This is a genomic window from Parabacteroides chongii (assembly GCF_029581355.1).
GTDB classification, from domain to species: domain Bacteria; phylum Bacteroidota; class Bacteroidia; order Bacteroidales; family Tannerellaceae; genus Parabacteroides; species Parabacteroides chongii.
This window is the reverse complement of sequence record NZ_CP120849.1, coordinates 3,029,248-3,047,562: the sequence shown is the minus strand read 5'-3', so window position 1 is coordinate 3,047,562 and position 18,315 is coordinate 3,029,248. Positions and strand designations below refer to the sequence as shown.

18 protein-coding genes are annotated in these 18,315 nt (G+C 44.0%); 8 read left to right on the top strand and 10 right to left on the bottom strand.

The window, feature by feature from the left end; all coding sequences use genetic code 11:
• Positions 1 to 115 precede the first annotated feature (115 nt).
• Together P3L47_RS11245 and P3L47_RS11240 are read right to left on the bottom strand one after the other, a co-directional pair.
• Positions 116 to 1,111, bottom strand: a complete 996-nt coding sequence (locus tag P3L47_RS11245; protein ID WP_277780841.1) for a FecR family protein — start codon at positions 1,109 to 1,111, stop codon at positions 116 to 118.
• A 196-nt stretch (positions 1,112 to 1,307) separates the two neighbouring features.
• Complete coding sequence (locus P3L47_RS11240) at positions 1,308 to 1,865, bottom strand: RNA polymerase sigma-70 factor (protein ID WP_277780840.1); 558 nt, start codon at positions 1,863 to 1,865, stop codon at positions 1,308 to 1,310.
• Between the two features lie 197 nt (positions 1,866 to 2,062).
• Between P3L47_RS11240 and P3L47_RS11235 the strand changes: the two genes are divergently transcribed.
• On the top strand, positions 2,063 to 3,238 hold the full coding sequence (locus P3L47_RS11235) for a MalY/PatB family protein (RefSeq protein WP_277780839.1): 1,176 nt from the start codon (positions 2,063 to 2,065) through the stop codon (positions 3,236 to 3,238).
• Positions 3,239 to 3,318: 80 nt separating this feature from the next.
• Here the strand turns inward: P3L47_RS11235 and P3L47_RS11230 are convergent, their stop codons facing one another.
• Positions 3,319 to 5,037, bottom strand: coding sequence for an LTA synthase family protein (locus P3L47_RS11230; RefSeq protein WP_277780838.1), 1,719 nt, complete (start codon positions 5,035 to 5,037; stop codon positions 3,319 to 3,321).
• Positions 5,038 to 5,357: 320 nt separating this feature from the next.
• Between P3L47_RS11230 and P3L47_RS11225 the strand changes: the two genes are divergently transcribed.
• Positions 5,358 to 5,936, top strand: a complete 579-nt coding sequence (locus tag P3L47_RS11225; RefSeq protein WP_277780837.1) for an FKBP-type peptidyl-prolyl cis-trans isomerase — start codon at positions 5,358 to 5,360, stop codon at positions 5,934 to 5,936.
• 125 nt (positions 5,937 to 6,061) lie between these two features.
• On the top strand, positions 6,062 to 7,132 hold the full coding sequence (aroC, locus tag P3L47_RS11220) for a chorismate synthase (RefSeq protein ID WP_075556272.1): 1,071 nt from the start codon (positions 6,062 to 6,064) through the stop codon (positions 7,130 to 7,132).
• Positions 7,133 to 7,204: 72 nt separating this feature from the next.
• Here aroC and rlmH read toward each other — a convergent pair whose 3' ends face one another.
• Positions 7,205 to 7,678 carry a 23S rRNA (pseudouridine(1915)-N(3))-methyltransferase RlmH gene (gene rlmH, locus P3L47_RS11215; protein WP_277780836.1) on the bottom strand — a complete coding sequence of 158 codons (474 nt, stop codon included), beginning with the start codon at positions 7,676 to 7,678 and terminating at the stop codon, positions 7,205 to 7,207.
• Between the two features lie 89 nt (positions 7,679 to 7,767).
• On the opposite strand from rlmH, the gene P3L47_RS11210 reads away from it, so the two are divergent.
• Genes P3L47_RS11210 through P3L47_RS23670 form a run of 3 tightly spaced genes read left to right on the top strand, consistent with a single transcriptional unit; the run spans position 7,768 to position 9,331 of the window.
• A complete protein-coding gene (locus P3L47_RS11210; RefSeq protein WP_087880576.1) occupies positions 7,768 to 8,139 on the top strand; it encodes a DUF4783 domain-containing protein in 372 nt (123 codons plus the stop codon).
• A gap of 3 nt (positions 8,140 to 8,142) precedes the next feature.
• Positions 8,143 to 8,982 (top strand): carboxylating nicotinate-nucleotide diphosphorylase, encoded by an 840-nt coding sequence (nadC, locus tag P3L47_RS11205; protein WP_277780835.1) that lies wholly within the window; start codon positions 8,143 to 8,145, stop codon positions 8,980 to 8,982.
• Positions 8,983 to 9,001: 19 nt separating this feature from the next.
• The gene (locus P3L47_RS23670) at positions 9,002 to 9,331 is read left to right on the top strand and encodes a DUF6722 family protein (protein WP_345799044.1); all 330 of its coding nucleotides are present in this window, start codon (positions 9,002 to 9,004) and stop codon (positions 9,329 to 9,331) included.
• A 161-nt stretch (positions 9,332 to 9,492) separates the two neighbouring features.
• On the opposite strand, the gene P3L47_RS11200 is transcribed toward P3L47_RS23670, so the two are convergent.
• Positions 9,493 to 10,068: an acyltransferase gene (locus P3L47_RS11200; protein ID WP_277780834.1), complete on the bottom strand. Its 576-nt coding sequence runs from the start codon at positions 10,066 to 10,068 to the stop codon at positions 9,493 to 9,495.
• Between the two features lie 6 nt (positions 10,069 to 10,074).
• Complete coding sequence (locus P3L47_RS11195) at positions 10,075 to 10,779, bottom strand: SAM-dependent methyltransferase (protein WP_122360875.1); 705 nt, start codon at positions 10,777 to 10,779, stop codon at positions 10,075 to 10,077.
• Positions 10,780 to 10,831: 52 nt separating this feature from the next.
• Between P3L47_RS11195 and P3L47_RS11190 the strand changes: the two genes are divergently transcribed.
• Positions 10,832 to 12,214 carry a methyltransferase RsmF C-terminal domain-like protein gene (locus tag P3L47_RS11190; RefSeq protein ID WP_277780833.1) on the top strand — a complete coding sequence of 461 codons (1,383 nt, stop codon included), beginning with the start codon at positions 10,832 to 10,834 and terminating at the stop codon, positions 12,212 to 12,214.
• Between the two features lie 72 nt (positions 12,215 to 12,286).
• Here P3L47_RS11190 and P3L47_RS11185 read toward each other — a convergent pair whose 3' ends face one another.
• The 3 genes from P3L47_RS11185 to P3L47_RS11175 all read right to left on the bottom strand — a co-directional run bounded on the left by P3L47_RS11185 (position 12,287) and on the right by P3L47_RS11175 (position 16,603).
• Positions 12,287 to 13,276 carry a DUF4837 family protein gene (locus P3L47_RS11185; RefSeq protein WP_277780832.1) on the bottom strand — a complete coding sequence of 330 codons (990 nt, stop codon included), beginning with the start codon at positions 13,274 to 13,276 and terminating at the stop codon, positions 12,287 to 12,289.
• Between the two features lie 569 nt (positions 13,277 to 13,845).
• Positions 13,846 to 14,523: a hypothetical protein gene (locus P3L47_RS11180; protein ID WP_277780831.1), complete on the bottom strand. Its 678-nt coding sequence runs from the start codon at positions 14,521 to 14,523 to the stop codon at positions 13,846 to 13,848.
• Positions 14,524 to 14,533: 10 nt separating this feature from the next.
• Complete coding sequence (locus P3L47_RS11175; protein ID WP_277780830.1) at positions 14,534 to 16,603, bottom strand: RNA degradosome polyphosphate kinase; 2,070 nt, start codon at positions 16,601 to 16,603, stop codon at positions 14,534 to 14,536.
• A gap of 58 nt (positions 16,604 to 16,661) precedes the next feature.
• On the opposite strand from P3L47_RS11175, the gene P3L47_RS11170 reads away from it, so the two are divergent.
• The gene (locus P3L47_RS11170) at positions 16,662 to 17,156 is read left to right on the top strand and encodes a metallophosphoesterase family protein (RefSeq protein ID WP_122360880.1); all 495 of its coding nucleotides are present in this window, start codon (positions 16,662 to 16,664) and stop codon (positions 17,154 to 17,156) included.
• Positions 17,157 to 17,165: 9 nt separating this feature from the next.
• Here the strand turns inward: P3L47_RS11170 and P3L47_RS11165 are convergent, their stop codons facing one another.
• The gene (locus P3L47_RS11165; RefSeq protein ID WP_122360881.1) at positions 17,166 to 18,284 is read right to left on the bottom strand and encodes a hypothetical protein; all 1,119 of its coding nucleotides are present in this window, start codon (positions 18,282 to 18,284) and stop codon (positions 17,166 to 17,168) included.
• Between the last annotated feature and the right edge of the window lie 31 nt (positions 18,285 to 18,315).

Sequence of the window (18,315 nt, the reverse complement as noted above, 5' to 3'; positions counted from 1 at the left end):
ATTTACTCGTCAATCCAATGATGTTCAAGATTCGATTTCGAATTCCGGAAAGAGGGATTTTCGCACTTTCTGTCTTTCCGGTTTTCTTTTGTTCATATCTGTATCCTCCTCTATTTTAGTTTATAAATACCACTTTCCCTTTCACCGTATAACGTATGCCAACCAATTGCCGCAGCACATTCAGCACATCGTCCAGATTCTCATTCGGAGAGAATTTCACATTATAACATTCACCGGCATACTTCTGTGAATTATAATGGATCGTCACGTTAAACTTACGCTCCAAAGAAGCCATCAGACGATTGAACGGAATATTTTCGAAAATCAGGTAACCATCCCTTTCCATATGATACATGGATGCATCGACAGCATGAACTGTTACGGTATGAGCCGTATGGGAATAGATCAATTGCTGATCCGGATTTAACAAAGTAGGTTCTATGCCTTCATCATTGACTGAAACAAGCACACTCCCTTCTTCCAACGTAGTCATCGAGCAGGAATCGCTCGGATAAGCTTCTACAGTAAAGACAGTTCCCAGTGCCTGCACATCCAGATAAGTTGTTTTCACTATAAATGGTTGTGCCGGATTCTTTTGAACGGAAAATGCTGCTTCGCCCGTAAGATAAACCGTACGTGTATCAGTATCCGTAAAATCTTTCGGATAGACCAGCAAAGAACCGGCATCGACCCACACTTTTGAGCCATCAGGCAATAAAACCTCTTTACTTTCCCCGTAAGGAACAAATATCTGAGCCATTTCTACATGACGGACAGGCTTAAAACGATCGGTCGCCCAATAAGTCGTACCGGCAGTCATCAACATCAGTACAATAACAGCTGCATATTTAAACACCTGACGGTACAAAGGGATTGTACGTTTTTGAGCCGGTTCTGTCAACAACTGTTTTTGCAAAGCCATCCAGTCACGATGCGTAGATTCTGTCGCTTCCGCATCTGTTTCCTTCCAGATATCCTGCAACGCCTCCAACTTTTGCGATCTTTCATCATCCGCTTTCAGCCAACGCCCAAACAAGATACGTCCGTATCGGGAAAAATGTTTTCCGAAATATAGTCGCATGAGTTGTTTTGTCTTGTTGTTTTCTTCCATAAAATATCCGTCTTTATATTGAAGTAGGTTAACGGCAACGACACACACAATCAACAATGAACTTTTTTTGAAAATATTTTGATTCCGGAACTAACGGGTAGCATCGTTGAAAGTGTTTCACCCTAATGGAACAAGTGTTTCTTCGTAATGAAACAACTGTTTCACTAGGGTGAAACAGTTTTAGGGTCGTAGTCTCTTAACTCAAATAAGTAAGAAAAAAAAGATAAAGAACCTTGCGAAGAATGGCAAGGGCTGCTGTCAGATGGTTTTCCACAGTACGTTTACTGATCCCCAAATGAGAAGCAATCTCATCATTCGACAAACCTTGTTCACGGCTCATCTGATAGATCCGTTTCCGCTGGGGAGACATTTGTTCGACAGTCCGGTTGATAATATTTTGTAGTTCATGTGCAAAGATAGCTTCCTCGTCCGATTGAGAAATGGAAGCTTCTAATAAAAATTCATTCGTATACTTCTCCGATACAGCCAAACGGTCAAAATAGTCATACACTGTAAAACGAGCCATCTGAAAAAGATAAGAGGAAAAGGAGTTTACCTCCTTCAGTTTTTCACGGTCTTTCCATAATGAAAGAAACAAATCCTGGGCAATATCACGACTGACCTCCTTATCGTGTGTCAGACCGACAAGGAAGTTCACCAACCTGGGCTGATGACAGAAAAAAAGTCGTTCGAAAGCATTTACGTTTCCTTCAGCGATCTCCTCTAAAATATGTCTCTCCTCTGGTAATTCCATAACTAATGCGAAGTAGCGAAAAATATCAGAAATATCAAAATAAAAAACCACAAACCAATCAGTTCCGTACAAGAGATAATGCCAATTGTCCGCTTGCAAAAAGCTGAAAAAGAGCTGTGGATGTTTTTTTGATGTTTTTGCATATATAATTATTATCTTTGCCCCCGATCAATCGACAAAAACTGAACTAATATAAAATGAAACAATACAACTTCGATGAAGTAATTGAACGCCGCGGCACCAATTGCGTCAAATACGACGGCCTGAAAGAGCGGTATGGTAAGGAGGATCTTCTTCCTCTATGGGTTGCCGATATGGATTTCCGGACCCCGGACTTCATTGTCGACGCAATCAAGAAACGCCTGGAGCACGAGATATTCGGTTACACTTTCGGCTCAGATTCTTACTACAACAGTATTATTGAATGGGTAGATTATAAACAAAAATGGAAGATCAAACGGGAATGGCTCAGCTATATTCCGGGAATCGTCAAAGGAATCGGTTTTGTTATTCAATGTTTTACCAAACCCGGTGACAAAGTAATCATTCAACCTCCCGTATATCACCCTTTCCGTATCGTACCGGAAAGCATGAAACGTGAAGTGGTCAACAATCCGCTCAAACTCGTGAACGGCGCTTACGAAATGGATTTCGAACAACTCGAATCCGTGATCGATGAACATTGTAAAGTCCTTATCCTCTGCAACCCGCATAATCCGGGCGGCATCGTCTGGAAGAAAGACACCTTAGTTAAACTGGCTGATATTTGTGCCAAACATAATCTATTGGTGATTTCAGACGAGATACATGCGGAAATGGCTTATCCGCAATTCACACATCATCCTTTTGCCACTGTTTCAGAAGCTGCGGCCAATTGCAGCATCACTTTTATGGCTCCCAGCAAGACTTTCAATATTGCAGGGATCGTCACCTCCTACTCGATTGTACCTAACGATAAAATCCGGAAAGAGTTTTATGAATTCCTGGAAGCTGGGGAATTAGGCGACGGTACAATCTTTGCTTACACAGCAACCGAAGCGGCTTATACCTACGGAGCCGAATGGCTGCAACAAATGCGCATGTATGTAATGGAGAATGTCCGCTTCGTAGACGAATTCTTTAAAACGAAGTTGCCGAAGATAAAGGTATATCCTCCGCAAGCTTCATTTCTTGTCTGGCTGGATTGCCGCGACTTGAAACTGAGCCAAGAACAACTGGTCAGCCTGTTTCAGGATAAAGCCGGTCTATTATTAAATGACGGAAGTATGTTCGGACCGGGCGGTGAAGGGCATATGCGCCTAAATGTAGGTTGTCCGCGTTCCGTTCTCGAAACAGCACTGAATGCATTGAAGAAAGCGGTCGATAAAAAATAAAAAAGAAAGGTAGATATTCTATGAAGAAAACCCTGTTTTAGCATGTATAAAACAGGGTTTTTCATATATCTGTAGATAGATCATTCTTTCACATTCAGCTTCCGTCCCAAGTAGTCATAGCGGATAATCAAATCTGAAATCTCCCAGGCTTTTTTAGCCATGCGAACTTCTTCATCCGGGATGCCCGCCGTATCTCCTACTATATTCAACTGAGAGTCGACATCGAAATCCGGTTTCTGCGGATTAAAGATACTCTCGCCGAGTCCTTTCCACCAATAATCGTTCAATCCCAATAAATCAAGCAATGTCGGATAGACATCTATCTGTCCCATCACTTTTCCGTAATACATATTAGACGGCGCATTCAAAATGATAAGCGGAACAAAAGCCTTATCCGACAGGATATTCTTTCCCACCGGATCACTGCACAGTTCTTTCCGAACCGTACCCAAAGCTTCATGGTCTCCCATGATCACAACTAACGTATTTTCAAAACGCTTATCAGATTTGAGCCTGGATATAAACTCTCCTATAGCACGGTCTGTATAATTGGCCATCGTCATATAGCGATTCAATACATCGGGTACATCCTCAGAAAAAAAGACTTTCTTCAACGAATCCGGCAAAATAAAAGGATTATGACCGGAATAGGTTACGCATTGAACCAGTGTATTCCCGGAATCGCTCCAAACTTCATTTTTCTTCATTTTACTCAGACACTGACGCAGGAAAGCACGGTCGCCTACCTGTCTACGCGAACCGACAGGCTCTTCCTGTATAAAACTGCTTTTCGAAACCAGGCTATCATACCCCAACACCGGAGCGATTATACATTGGTTCCAAACCATGGGCTTATCCACCGTCAAACTGTATGCCCGGGCATTCTTATGTTTCTCTTTAAAGGCTTTTACGAGGGAAGGATAATATGATTCCGGAAACTTAATGCTATAAGGGCCGGAATTAATAGGCAAAAGTCCTGTACACATCAATAGCTGGGCATCAATAGAACGACCTCCTTTTACCTGTGATAAAACATGAGGTGCATAAATAACCGACGAATCTCGCAGTATCCTGTTCAGGTTCGGCGTGATCTCCTGTCCTTCGACAGTCTTATTCAACACCCAGCTTTCCAGCGATTCCGCCAGGATAATAACACAATTATCTTTCGCATACACGTGGGGCAAGACGGATTTGCAATCCGTCTTCCTGGCTAGCCAGGAGTCGATATCATTTTTGATATCTTCCGTATAAACGATCTGATCGCAGGTATAATCATAATAAAGAGAGCCGAATATCGTATACATCGGTACATTACAGGTATGCAAATAAGCATCCTGCAATCTTTCATAAGCAGCCTTAAATCCGTTCTGACTCCAAAGACGAATAGCCGGAATCAATGCTACCAAAAGAATCAGGAGTACGTAACGGGCAATCGAATATCTCTTTCGCTCCTTTCTAACCTGTTTATCCTCCGGCTTCCGGAAATTACGCCACCACAAAATACCGGCGGCAATCGTCGACAAAGGGAAGAACAAATCAACCACTCTGCAGGAATCAATAACACTACTGGAGAAATCAGACAAGTTACCGGCCAAAAGGTAACTATCCAGGGGTATTGCTGTAAAATAAGTACGAAAATACATCAGGTTTGCAACAAACAAACCATCCAGTAAAACGAATATGACCAACGTTGTCTTTACCGCACGAAAGCAAATCAAGGGTAACAGTAAAATCAAAGAGACCAGTATAGTATCCAGATAAGTTTCTATTTTAGAAAATGGAGTAAATGTAGACAGCATGCACCAAAGCAAATTAAGCCACATAAACTTCAGAAACAAAAAAACAAAAAACAAACCTATCAATTTCCTGCTCTCCGATCCGTCAGGAAAGAAATAGTTAGTCAATTTAGAAAACCACATTTAGTAAACACTTTTATTTATCTATCGGCAAACACTGTCACATATAGAAGTAAGTACAACATCTTTTATTTCATGGGACAAAGATAGTTATATTCTCTCTGAAAACATTACATACCTTTATTTTTAAAAGAATAACCTGATAAACTCGGAAATTATACGTAAATTTGTCTCGTTTTATTTATTACAAATACAATATAAAAATGAAAATTACAGCAAATAAATTCGTTGCGGTTACATACGACCTGAACGTAGGAGAAGGTGAAGAGCGCGAGTTGATGGAAAAAGCAGTTGCAGAAGCTCCCTTAAAATTCATCTTTGGAACAGGCGCCATGCTTCCTGCTTTCGAAGATGCTTTGAAAGGTCTTGAAGTAGGTGACAAGTTCGACTTCTCTATCGCTCCTGCCGACGCATACGGAGAATATGTGGAAGATCATGTTTTGGATCTGCCGAAAAATATCTTTGAAGTAGAAGGTAAATTCGATTCAGAGGTTATTAAGGAAGGTAACACCGTTCCTATGATGGATTCAAACGGCAACCGCCTGAACGGTTCTGTTCTAGAAGTAAAAGACGATGTTGTTGTGATGGACTTCAACCATCCGTTGGCAGGCGAAACCTTACACTTCAGCGGTGAAGTTATTGACGTTCACGAACCGACAGCAGAAGAAATTGCAGCTTTGTCAGCTCCCGTTGGCGGATGCGGTTGCGGATGCGACGACTGTGGAAGCGATTGCGGTGATCACAATCACGAAGGTGGTTGCGGATGTGGTAGCTGCCACTAAATAATTGAAAATTGATAATTGAAAATGGAAAATTATCTGTGATATGATACTTTTCCATTTTTTGTGTTATCAATTTGGCTTCTTTATATTTTTCAATTTTCCACTTTCAATTTTCAATTACTAAGGTGAATACATTCGGAAATATATACAGATTAACCTCGTTCGGCGAGTCACATGGTCCGGGTATCGGAGGTGTTATAGATGGATGTCCGGCTGGTATCGAACTGGATACAGACTTTATCCAGCAAGAGTTGAATCGTCGTAAACCAGGCCAGTCAAGGATCACAACCCCGCGTAAGGAAGACGACGAAGTACAATTCCTATCCGGTGTTTATGAAGGAAAAACTACCGGAACACCGATCGGATTCATTATCTGGAATAAAAACCAGCATTCGTCTGATTACGACAATATGAAAACGGTTTATCGCCCTTCACATGCAGACTATACTTATCAGATGAAGTATGGTATCCGTGATCCTAAAGGAGGCGGACGTTCGTCGGCTCGTGAAACGATAGCCCGATGTGTTGCCGGAGCAATTGCCAAGCTTGCACTACGCCAGACAGGTATAAATATACAGGCATTCACCTCACAGGTCGGCCCTATCAAACTGGATGGTACTTATAAAGATTATGATCTGAATCTGACAGAAGAAAATGCAGTAAGATGTCCCGATCCGGAGAAAGCAGCCGAAATGGAAAAGCTGATTGCAGAAGTGAAGTCGAAAGGCGACACGATCGGTGGTGTAATTACTTGTGTGGTAAAAGGTACGCCTGTCGGACTGGGAGAACCTGTATTTGGTAAGCTGCATGCGGCTTTAGGACACGCCATGCTAACAATCAATGCAGTGAAAGGGTTCGAATACGGTGACGGATTTAATGCAGCTCTTTACCGCGGTTCCGAACGTAACGACCGTTTCTTTAATGACAACGGACATATCAATACCCGTACAAATAATTCAGGAGGTATACAGGGGGGTATTTCCAACGGTCAGGATATTTATTTCCGCGTTGCATTCAAATCGGTAGCAACCATCCTTATGGAACAGGAAACCGTTAATATGGATGGTGAAGATACTATCCTGAAAGCTCGCGGACGTCATGACCCATGCGTTCTGCCTCGCGCCGTTCCCATTGTGGAATCGATGACGGCAATGACGCTATTAGATTATCTGTTGCTCCAAAAAACAAGAGAGTAAGACAGTTGACAAGTGACAATTGACAGTTTGAAACTCGAATACGAAATTTATCTGTCAACTGTCACTTGTCAACTATTCATGATGGTAAGGCTCATTATTCAAGATTGTCATTGCCCGGTAAATCTGTTCTACAAAGATTAAACGGATCATCTGATGCGAGAAGGTCATTTTGCTTAATGAAATCTTTTCTGAAGCGGCTTTATAAACAGCCTCACTGAATCCATAAGGGCCGCCGACAACAAAGACCAGGCGCTTCGAAACCGTATGCATCTTCCTTTCAATATAAGCAGAGAATTGCATCGAAGTAAACTCTTTACCCTTATCATCCAGCAAAACCAACTGATCGCCAGCCTGTAATGCCTTTAAAATCAGTTCTCCTTCCTTTTCTTTTTGCTGTGATTCCGACAAATTCTTCACGTTCTTTATATCCGGAATAACCTCCATCTCAAATGGGATGTAATGGACTAAACGGTTTTTGTATTCATTGATTGCCTCCACAAAATAGCCGGCATCCGTTTTACCTATTACGACCAGTGCAATTTTCATTCGTTTACATTATTAGTATTGAAGGCGCTAATTTACAGGAAAAATACATACCTTTGCATCAGAAAACTCATAAAAAGAGGAGATAGCTTATGAAACGATTATTACTTACATTGGCATTGATACTCTCATTTTTGAGCGTCATGGCAGCCGATATTACTCCTATATCAAATGCCTTCAAAGGAGGAAATGCCTCTTCACTGACAGGAGCGATGGACCAGGAAGTAGACATAGCCTTGCCCGGCTCTTCCAAGAAATGCAACGGAAGCGAAGCTGTTAAGATGCTTTCTACGTTCTTTGGTAGCAATAAACCTACAGGTTTTTCCGTAGTTCATCACGCAGATAAAAAAGATGCCGGGTTCTTTGTCGGCAAACTTCCGACCGCCTCGGGCGAATATCGTGTAAACATTACGTACCGTGCCGACGGCGACAAAGCGATTATACAATCAATCAGAATAGAATAACAAATGGATCAATTAATCGACGACTTAATTAAATTAGCGTTTGCCGAAGATATCGGCGACGGCGATCATACAACTTTATGCTGTATTCCCGAAACAGCTATGGGAAAGAGCCAGCTTATCATTAAAGAAGATGGCGTATTGGCCGGCGTTGAAATGGCAAAACGCATCTTCCATGACTTCGACCCGGAACTAAAAATGACTATCTTTATTAATGACGGTGCAGAAGTAAAGAAAGGTGATATCGCTTTTACTGTAGAAGGAAAAACGCAGTCGCTGTTGCAGACAGAACGCCTGATGCTGAACGTTATGCAGCGTATGAGCGGTATTGCAACGACAACCCGCAAATATGTAAAAGCACTGGAAGGTACTAAAACCCGCGTATTGGATACTCGTAAAACGACTCCGGGTATGCGTATGATGGAGAAAGATGCCGTTAAGATCGGCGGCGGCGTTAATCACCGTATCGGGCTATTCGATATGATCCTACTGAAAGACAATCACGTAGACTTTGCCGGCGGCATCGAACAGGCCATCACCCGCGCACAGAACTACTTGAAAGAAAAAGGCAAAAACCTGAAGATTGAAATAGAAGTACGTAACTTCGACGAATTGCAGCAAGCAATGAACGTTGGAGGTATCGACCGCATCATGCTGGACAACTTCAATATCGAAGACACCAAAAAGGCAGTCGAAATGATCGGCGGACGCTACGAGACAGAATCATCCGGCGGTATCACATTCGATACACTGCGTGACTATGCTGAATGCGGTGTCGACTTTATCTCTGTCGGAGCGTTGACCCATTCAGTCAAGAGTCTCGACATGAGTTTAAAGGCTTGCTAAGAGATTTTTTATAAGGCGGATGATGATTATCCGCCTTTCTTTTTATATATTTGCCAAAGTATTAACAAAACAACTATCAACTATGAAAAATGTTACAACAATTCATCGGCGGAAGATGCCTAACACATCCGGTTTACTTCCCAAAGTAAACAAAAAGACCCAAAAAGCGATCTATTTGGAAGCTAGCAAATACATTAGCGACCTCACCAAGTTGATATTCGGAGGTATCATTTTAACGAATGTATTAAGTTTTAATATTGATAAAATGATTATCTTTGTATTCGGATTATTTGCAGTTATAGTTCTTACAAGTCTTAGTCTATTATTATTTTTAAAAGGAAAGGAGTAAATTATGGGATTTGTCTATTTATGTATTACACTAACTGTTCCATGTATAATTTTCTTTATTTGGCTATTGACACCTAAAGGCCAAAGATGGTTGCATGAGAAATAATGATTTACAAGAAATAAGATATAGAAAAGGCGGAATCTCTTTCGCCTTTTTCATTTTTACTTGATACGAATTACCTGATTATCCTTCAACTGATACTTCTCCCCGCTTTCCGGACAGACAGCAAAGCCATCTCCGTCAAAATACAGTCGATGACCATACTCACTCACCCAGCCTATCTGTTTGGATGGATTACCAACAACCAGGGCATAAGGCGGAATTTCCTTAGTCACAACCGCTCCTGCACCAATCAAAGCATACGCCCCTATATTATGTCCGCAGACAATCGTAGCATTCGCCCCGATAGTCGCCCCTTTACCGACATGCGTTTTCATATACCGGTCTTTCCGGCTGACGGCACTTCGGGGATTGATAACGTTCGTAAAGACGCAGCTGGGACCTAAGAAAACATCATCCTCACAAGTCACCCCTGTATAAACAGACACATTGTTCTGCACCTTCACGTTATTTCCCAAAACAACTTCCGGTGAGATAACAACATTCTGTCCGATATTACACCGTTCGCCGATCGTACAACCCGACATGATATGTGAGAAATGCCAGATACGGGTATCATCCCCGATCGTACAGCCGGGATCGATCACTGCTGTCTCGTGTGCCTGATAAGTTGCCATAAGAGATTATTTATAGATTAAGAAAATAGTCGGTTTTTTACTCAGGTCGGGTACTTTCCCTGCCCAATCTTTTACCGGACGCGTATGAATGTATTCATCTTCACACGTGATATCCGAAGCGATGCACAGCTTGGTAGACGGACGGCAGGTACGGATCAGCTCCTCAGCCAGCTTGTTATTGCGATAAGGCGTCTCGATAAAAAGTTGTGTCTGATTTTCCGAATAGATGCGCCCCTCCAGCTTCTTGATCGTATTGGTACGCTCCGACGCATCGATAGGCAGATACCCGTGAAAAGCGAAACTCTGCCCGTTGAAACCGGAAGCCATTACCGACATCAGAATGGAAGACGGTCCCACCAACGGCACGACCGGATAATTCTTCCGCTGCGCAATCGCTACCACATCCGCTCCCGGATCGGCAACTGCCGGACAACCCGCCTCCGAAATAACCCCCACATGTTCACCTTTCGCCAAAGGAGCCAGATAACCCGCCACATCTTCCGGAGAAGTGTGCTTATTCAACTCATAAAAAGTCAGGTCATCAATGACAATGGAAGGCTCCGTCTTTTTCAGAAAACGACGTGCAGTACGTATATTTTCAACAATAAAATGTCTGATCTGAAGGATTATTTCACGATTATATTCCGGCAGGACCCGACGATGCTCGGTATCCCCCAATGTAACCGGTATAAGGAAAAGCGATGCTTGCATACTGTTAGTTTTCTGCAAAGTTAGTACTTTTGCACCAAACAAACAGAATAAGATGGCACTTCCTATCGAATTTATCGCACGCACCCGTGCTTTACTAGGCGAAGAATATGACAAACTGGAAGCCGCATTGCAAGCGGACGTTCCCGTCAGTATCCGTATCAATCAGCGCAAAGGGACTGGGGCACCCGCAACCCCACCGGTTGCCTGGAGCGAAACCGGCTATTACCTGCCCCAACGTCTTTCGTTTACGTTCGACCCGCTGTTTCATGCCGGAGCCTATTATGTGCAGGAAGCATCATCGATGTTCCTGGAGCAAGCCATCCGTACGTTTGTCAGCGAACCGGTCAAATGCCTGGACCTCTGTGCTGCACCGGGCGGTAAATCCACCCATCTGCTGAGTCTTTTACCCGAAGGAAGCCTGCTGGTCAGCAACGAAGTGATCCGTACACGCAGTAATATCCTGGCAGAAAATATCACCAAGTGGGGTAATCCGAACAGCATCGTTACCAACAACGACCCGGAAGAGATAGGCCGTCTGACACATCTCTTCGATGTCATCGTCACCGACGTGCCCTGTTCCGGCGAAGGCATGTTCCGCAAAGATACCGACAGCACCGGCGAGTGGAGTGTGGCAAACGTAAACCTGTGTGCCGCCCGCCAGCGCCGCATCATCCACGATATCTGGAATGCACTCAAACCCGGCGGACTGCTCATTTACAGTACCTGTACGTACAACACCGAGGAAGACGAGGACAATATACATTACATACAGGAAGAATTGGGAGCGGAAGCCCTGACTATTCCGGTCAAAGAAGAATGGCAGATCACCGGTCCTCTGCATTACGACCACCCGGTTTACCGCTTCTTCCCGCACAAAACAAAAGGGGAAGGTTTCTTCCTCGCCGTTTTGCGCAAAGCCCCCGGTGAGATAGAAGAAATTCGTCTGAAAGGAAAAAGCAAGAAAGAGAAAGGGAAAGCAGCTCCTGCCGTCCCGCCTCAGGTAAGCCACTGGATACAGAATCCGGAGACGTTCCGGATAGAAGTGTCGGGCGACATCCTGCAAGCCCTGCCTGCCGCCCATCATGACACCTGGCAAATCCTGTCCGGTCAGTTACGTATCGTATCTGCCGGCATACGCGTAGGCGAACTGAAAGGGAAAGACATCTTACCGGCTCACTCACTGGCATTGAGCACGGCACTGGACAAAACGGCTTTTACCTGTGTAGAGATCAGTTGGGAAGAAGCCGTCAAATACCTGAAAAAAGAAGCATTGGTTCTTCCTCCGGAGATAGAGAAAGGATATGTATTAGTCTGTTACAAAGGCTTCCCGCTCGGTTTTGTCAAACATCTGGGAAACCGTGCAAACAACCTTTATCCGCAGGAATGGAGGATTCGCAGCAGTTACCTTCCTGAACAGGTACTGCTATTTCCATAACCTCTTTGCCTGCTCACGCAAAGACCCTTTGCCCGGTAAGGCAAAATACCTTTGCATGGGCAGGCAAAACGATCACTTCACCATCGGACGTACCGTATGAAGCGCCGCCTCTATCTTACGTATATAATTCCGTTTGTTTGTTTCCGGAGCAAAAACAAGCCCTTCGGTAACAATCACACGCTGTTTCTTCGTATCCAGGAAAGCATGACTGACAAAGGGTCCTCCCATTTTATCGCCTACCATCTTCCACAGGCCACGTAACACACCGCAATATTTTTCATTCAGCATGATCGGTTCATAAGTCAGTCCGGCACGCGTTTCTGTAGCCATATACGAATTAGGGAAAGCACCGGGCAGGTTGCATTTCAGAACCGAGTCGCGTTTAGCCACCAAATACTCTTCCGTAAATGTATTTTCATCCGTATACGGAAAAGAATACACCAACAGATCGACACGTCCCGTATTGGCATTGTTCGATACCCACAGGAAATCGGTGGTATCCTTGTAGTAAGTCATATCTTCCGGAGCATGGAGTCTGATATTAAATTTCTCCTGCACCTTATCCATTGCCAGCTTGCTGTAATGTTCTTTCAGAATAGCCACACGACGTTCCTTTTCTATGCTGCAAAAATGATTCACCAGATCGGAGTCATGCAGCGTCAGATACGTCACCAGTTCCTGTATCGACGGAGCATTGAGCTTTATTACTTCCTGATTCTTAGCCCATTCATCCTTATACCCGTTCAATGCCACCATCGTATATTTCGTCGGATCGATATCTACAATAAGAATATTACGGACATATCTCAACAGACCATCGAAGGTCTCGTTGGGAACGAAAGTAACCCGCATGGAGGGTTCAGGTTGCGGAAGCCCTGCCACCGAAGAGTTCAGCTGCTCTTTTACCAATTCACCGACCTCGCTCTCTCCTACTTCTTTGCTCATAACAACCAAAATTTCATAAGGCAGACCGGTCGCACGCTTCTCCACTACGGAGCTATTGCAACTCATTAAAGTAAGCAAACCTAACAGGTAAACGATACATAGACATTGTGTTCTCATAAGCATTATTCTTTATTCTATTTCAGAGTTAATTGTTTATGGCAGCAAAGATAGAATACAAAAAGAATGGGAAGAAAGAAGCATACCGGACAAATACACACAGGCATAACTAACTATACAACAGCCTCATAACCCCGTTTATAATCCATTAAACTACCATTTAACAGGACAATTCCCATCTCAGGGATACGAGTGTTGCGTGATTATTTACTTCTCCTTACCACCTTTTTTCAACGATACTATAGCCTTTTTTCACTGGAGTACTTACTTTTTGTTGCCAGGATGCCCGTCTCCCCCCTTTTCACACCCGGATCTTGACGATGCTCACACCCGGATGTAAACCTCATTCAGACCCGGATGTCAGACAACATATATCACTACTCCACTGATTTTAAGTCATATACTTACTCAAATTATATAGTAATCCGGCAATCTTCAAGACAAGGCAATGATAGTTGTGTGATAGATAAATGATAGATCAAAACAAGAACTATCATAAACTAAAGTACTAATATTCAAGGAGTACATTGCAAAAATGATAGTATGATAGTTCTTTTGATTTTTTCTCTTTAGTAAAGCCGGATAAACTGATCCAAATCCGTCTTCTCGTCCAGCTGCAACCGTTTCTTCAGACGGCTCTTCGACTTGGTCAGAGCATCGGTGGTATTATTGAAGACAGCCATTTGATCCTTACGGGGAAAGTTCCATTTGATCAGGCAACAGATTTCTTCCTCATGACGGGTAATACCTGACTTCTCCTTCAGTTCCGTCAGGAAATTGTTGAAAAGAAGATCGGTGATACGGAGCAACTCCGCCCACTCCGGTTTGGTCAGATTCGTACGGACAGGGTCCTGCTTGAGCTGGATCAATAAAGAAAAGGCATCGGCCGACAACTCGATCGTCTCTTCCGATGCAGCAGAAAGGCGTTCGATGATCTGTTCGCTTTCACGGACCTTCCGCTGGTAATAGTCCAGATCGGCGACACGCTCTTTATAGAGTTCCGATTCTTCCGCCAGGTTGTGCAAATCGGCCTCCAGGCGGTTTATCTGTTCGATGTAATCGTATTTCTCTTTCTGATAATGATAAATGGCAACCTTATTCTTCCTGATCTTTTCCTTGACAAGCCGGTGGCGTTCTTTGCTGCGTGCCATACGGATACCGATAATATATCCCAATACGGCACCGGCTATCAGCGCCACCCAGCAGAAACAGAACAAGAAAAAGGTCAGTGAAGAAGGATTGTCCATACCGATTCATTCATGATTTATTTTTCAGATACTCATAGATAGCCAGTTGCGAACGAACCTTCACCGGATCGTCGTTATGCTTGAAGTTGTTACGTAACTGTCCGTCGATCAGACAGGCTTTCACATTATCGCGCATCTGTATCTTCAGTATATCGATCACTTCCTGCTTGATCTCCGGCACCAGTATCGGGAAAGCTGTCTCGATACGACGGTTCAGATTACGACGCATCCAGTCTGCCGATGTCAGAAAGACATCTTCCCGGCCGTCATTATAGAAATACCAGATACGGGAATGCTCCAGGAACATATCCACAATACGCGTCACCCGGATATTGGCACTGTAAGGCTGACCGGGAACCAGGCAGCAGATGCCCCGTACGATCAGGTCTATCTCCACCCCGTTCTCGCTGGCATGATACAGCTCATTGATCATATTCTGGTCGTGCAGTCCGTTCATCTTCAAAACGATCCGTCCTTTACGCCCCTGTTTTACATGTTCGATCTCCCGATGGATCATACGGGTCAGTTCGGGAACCATATTGAAACGCGCCACCAGCAAATGGCGGAAAGTCGGCTCCGACATCTTCCCCTCCAGAACGGCAAACACCTTATTTATATCCGTAATGATCTCGTCATTACAGGTTAGCAACGCCATGTCCGAATAGATACGGGCGGTCTTCTCATTGAAGTTTCCGGTACTGAGATAAGCAAAGTCACGCCGTTTGTTGCCGTCCTCCGAATCTTTCCGGATGATAACCGCAACCTTGGCATGTACCTTCAATCCGGGAATACTATAAATAATACGTATGCCGGCTTTCTCCATCCGTTCAGCCGTACTCATATTGTTCTCCTCGTCGAAACGGGCTTTCAGCTCGACGAAAACCGTCACTTTCTTTCCGTTCTGCGCAGCACTCACCAGCGTATTGATGACAGCCGAGTTCTCCGCCACCCGGTATTGGGTAATCTTTATCTCGTCCACCTTCGGATCGAAAGCCGCCTCCATCAGAAAACGGATCAGGTAATCGAACGACTGGTAAGGGAAATGCAACATAATATCTTTCTTCTTCACCGCCCGGAACACAGACCCTTTCTCATCCAAATAAGGAACCCGCATCGGTGTCGGAATCTTCTGCTCCAGCTCCTTCCCTTTCGGATTGGGCAGCTTGGCAAGGTCCTGCAAATTCAGGTAACGACCACCTACCACCAGGTCGTCGCGGGTAATACCGAAAGCATCGCATATGAAAGAAAGGAAGTCCTCCGGCATCGCCCGGTCGTACATGAAACGGCTCAGCGCGCCGATCTTCCGTTTCTTCACTTTCTTGCGGATACTTTCCACGATATTTCCTTTCTCATCCTCCAGGTAGATATCGGCATCGCGGGATATCTTGATACTGTAACAGCTGTCTATCTCATATCCTGGAAATACATTCGCCAGGTTCGCCCGGATAATATCATCGATAAACATGATGTAAAACTTCCCTTCGTGCGCTGGCAACTCGATGAAACGGGGCACTTTGGCATAGGGTATTTTCATCAGGGCATAATGATATTCGGGAACCGTATCGCCCTCCGGCTTCCGCTTGCTCTTCTTTACCATACGGATCACCAGGTATAAACGGCGGTCACGGATAAAGGTACGGATATCGCCCGCCTGTATCATGACAGGCGAAAGGAACGGAAAGACCTCTTCATTAAAGAAGTTATGCACGAACTCTTCATGGAAAGGTTCGGGTTCGCTTCCCTGATACAGGTAAATGTTCTGACGATTCAGCTCCGGCAATATCTTTTCCGAAAAGATACGGTAATATTCCCGTTGCTGGCGGTTCACTTCATTGGTTATCTCGGTCAACACTTCTTCGGCTTCGGCACCGCTTTCTTCGGTGAAGTTCTTCTTCATGATCACTCCACGGTGTTCCGCCACACGTATTTCGTAAAATTCTTCCAGGTTGGAAGAATAGATAGACAAGAATTTAATCCGCTCATAGATAGGCAGTGCGTCGTCTTCCGCCTCCAGTAAAACCCGGTAGTTGAAAGAGAGCCAACTAACGTCGCGCTTAAAGTATTTATATGAATTCTCCATCGTATTCTATTCTTAGCTGCGTAAATATAGATACTTTTGTAGAATAAAAGAAATTGTTATGATTAAAGTTGGACTTCTCTCGGATACTCACGCCTGGTGGGATGATAAATATGCGGAATACTTCGCAGAATGTGATGAAATATGGCATGCAGGCGATATCGGTTCGGACGGACTGGCAGCACGGCTGGCAGCATTGAAACCCTTCCGGGCTGTATACGGAAATATAGACGGGCAATCACTCCGGCTGGAATATCCCGAAGTGGCTCATTTCAAAGCAGAAGAAGTAAATGTGATGATGACGCATATAGGCGGTTATCCGGGCCGTTACAACCCGTCTATCCGCAAAGAATTGTACGATACCCGCCCGAACTTGTTCATAGCGGGTCATTCGCACATTCTTAAAGTTGCATTTGATAAGTACCTGAATTGTTTGTATATCAATCCGGGCGCTGCCGGCAAAAGCGGTTTCCACCAGGTTCGTACCCTGGTCCGCTTCGTCATCGACGGCAAAAATATAAAAGATCTCGAAGTGATCGAACTGGGTATCCGATAGAATACCCGGTTACTTACCACAGCAGAAGTTCTCTGCCAACAAGATCGTATTCTGAAGATAAGAGAACTCCTGCTCGAAGTATTCGCTGAATACGCCGGATTGCAGGTTCTCTTCTATTTGCTTGGCAGTCCAGAGCTTTCCGCCTGCCCGCTTGCATTGACTCAGCTGCTCTTCCGTACGAAGACAGATCACGTAAAGCGATACCAAATGTTTCACCTTCTCGTTCTCAAACGTATAACGTATCAGGAAACGAGGATTCACATCCTGCTGTTCAGCAAGTTCACCTACCGATTCACGCACCGTACTTTCGATACTGTGCCTGAACAGTACATAACTATGGAAAGGATAATCGATCGTATCCGGTGATACGAATGCATCTTTACTCCTTTTCATCAAATAAAGCATTCCATTATGGATAACGGCTATTCGGACGATCGGATGATAGTATTTTTTCGGTAACGAACGGCTGACCGAACGCGCAATACAACCGATAACTTTCCCTCCGTCATTTAATACCGGCAACCACATTTCTTTCTGTAAACTACCTTGCATCAACGATAAGCGTATTTGCTCATAAAGAATGATCAGCACCCCGATCAATACCCCCAGTTCCCTGTAAAGGAACCGCTCCGTATGCACATTCTGCATCGTATCCGGCAGGATACTATACACCAAAATGGCAAACAGATGTAATGTATACAAATTCTGAACCAGCTGGGCAATGAAATAAAATTCATTCAACGTCGTACGCATCAATGTCCGTTTATAAGTCGGGTGTTTCGATGTTCTTATCTTTTTCAGTACAGAGCGCCGGCTAAAACCGATAAACGCAAGTACCACCACCAATAACACCTCCGTAATCAACGGAGAATAAATGAATAACACGGGTTCCAGTTTCAAGCAGAGAAAGATAGAATACAACACCAGCGTAATCGCTGAAGGTAACAATAAAAATTGATACACTTTATCCTTACTCAATACCTGATAAAGAAAAATACATACAAAACAAAAGGTAACTCCGATAATGAAAGACAACAGATAAGAAAAATAATTATCCAGGAACATAAAAAGCAACAATGGCAATAAGCCAATGGCTTGGTTGTCCAATCCTTTCTTAACTTTGTTCATACCCTTTCCCCCTTTCTTCGCACTTTAAATA

Coding starts and splice junctions, on each gene's coding strand:
- P3L47_RS11245 (WP_277780841.1), bottom strand. CDS start 1,111: ATGGAAGAAAACAACAAGACAAAACAACTCATGCGACTATATTTCGGA.
- P3L47_RS11240 (WP_277780840.1), bottom strand. CDS start 1,865: ATGGAATTACCAGAGGAGAGACATATTTTAGAGGAGATCGCTGAAGGA.
- P3L47_RS11235 (WP_277780839.1), top strand. CDS start 2,063: ATGAAACAATACAACTTCGATGAAGTAATTGAACGCCGCGGCACCAAT.
- P3L47_RS11230 (WP_277780838.1), bottom strand. CDS start 5,037: ATGCTGTCTACATTTACTCCATTTTCTAAAATAGAAACTTATCTGGAT.
- P3L47_RS11225 (WP_277780837.1), top strand. CDS start 5,358: ATGAAAATTACAGCAAATAAATTCGTTGCGGTTACATACGACCTGAAC.
- rlmH (WP_277780836.1), bottom strand. CDS start 7,678: ATGAAAATTGCACTGGTCGTAATAGGTAAAACGGATGCCGGCTATTTT.
- P3L47_RS11210 (WP_087880576.1), top strand. CDS start 7,768: ATGAAACGATTATTACTTACATTGGCATTGATACTCTCATTTTTGAGC.
- nadC (WP_277780835.1), top strand. CDS start 8,143: ATGGATCAATTAATCGACGACTTAATTAAATTAGCGTTTGCCGAAGAT.
- P3L47_RS23670 (WP_345799044.1), top strand. CDS start 9,002: ATGATGATTATCCGCCTTTCTTTTTATATATTTGCCAAAGTATTAACA.
- P3L47_RS11200 (WP_277780834.1), bottom strand. CDS start 10,068: ATGGCAACTTATCAGGCACACGAGACAGCAGTGATCGATCCCGGCTGT.
- P3L47_RS11195 (WP_122360875.1), bottom strand. CDS start 10,779: ATGCAAGCATCGCTTTTCCTTATACCGGTTACATTGGGGGATACCGAG.
- P3L47_RS11190 (WP_277780833.1), top strand. CDS start 10,832: ATGGCACTTCCTATCGAATTTATCGCACGCACCCGTGCTTTACTAGGC.
- P3L47_RS11185 (WP_277780832.1), bottom strand. CDS start 13,276: ATGAGAACACAATGTCTATGTATCGTTTACCTGTTAGGTTTGCTTACT.
- P3L47_RS11180 (WP_277780831.1), bottom strand. CDS start 14,523: ATGGACAATCCTTCTTCACTGACCTTTTTCTTGTTCTGTTTCTGCTGG.
- P3L47_RS11175 (WP_277780830.1), bottom strand. CDS start 16,603: ATGGAGAATTCATATAAATACTTTAAGCGCGACGTTAGTTGGCTCTCT.
- P3L47_RS11170 (WP_122360880.1), top strand. CDS start 16,662: ATGATTAAAGTTGGACTTCTCTCGGATACTCACGCCTGGTGGGATGAT.
- P3L47_RS11165 (WP_122360881.1), bottom strand. CDS start 18,284: ATGAACAAAGTTAAGAAAGGATTGGACAACCAAGCCATTGGCTTATTG.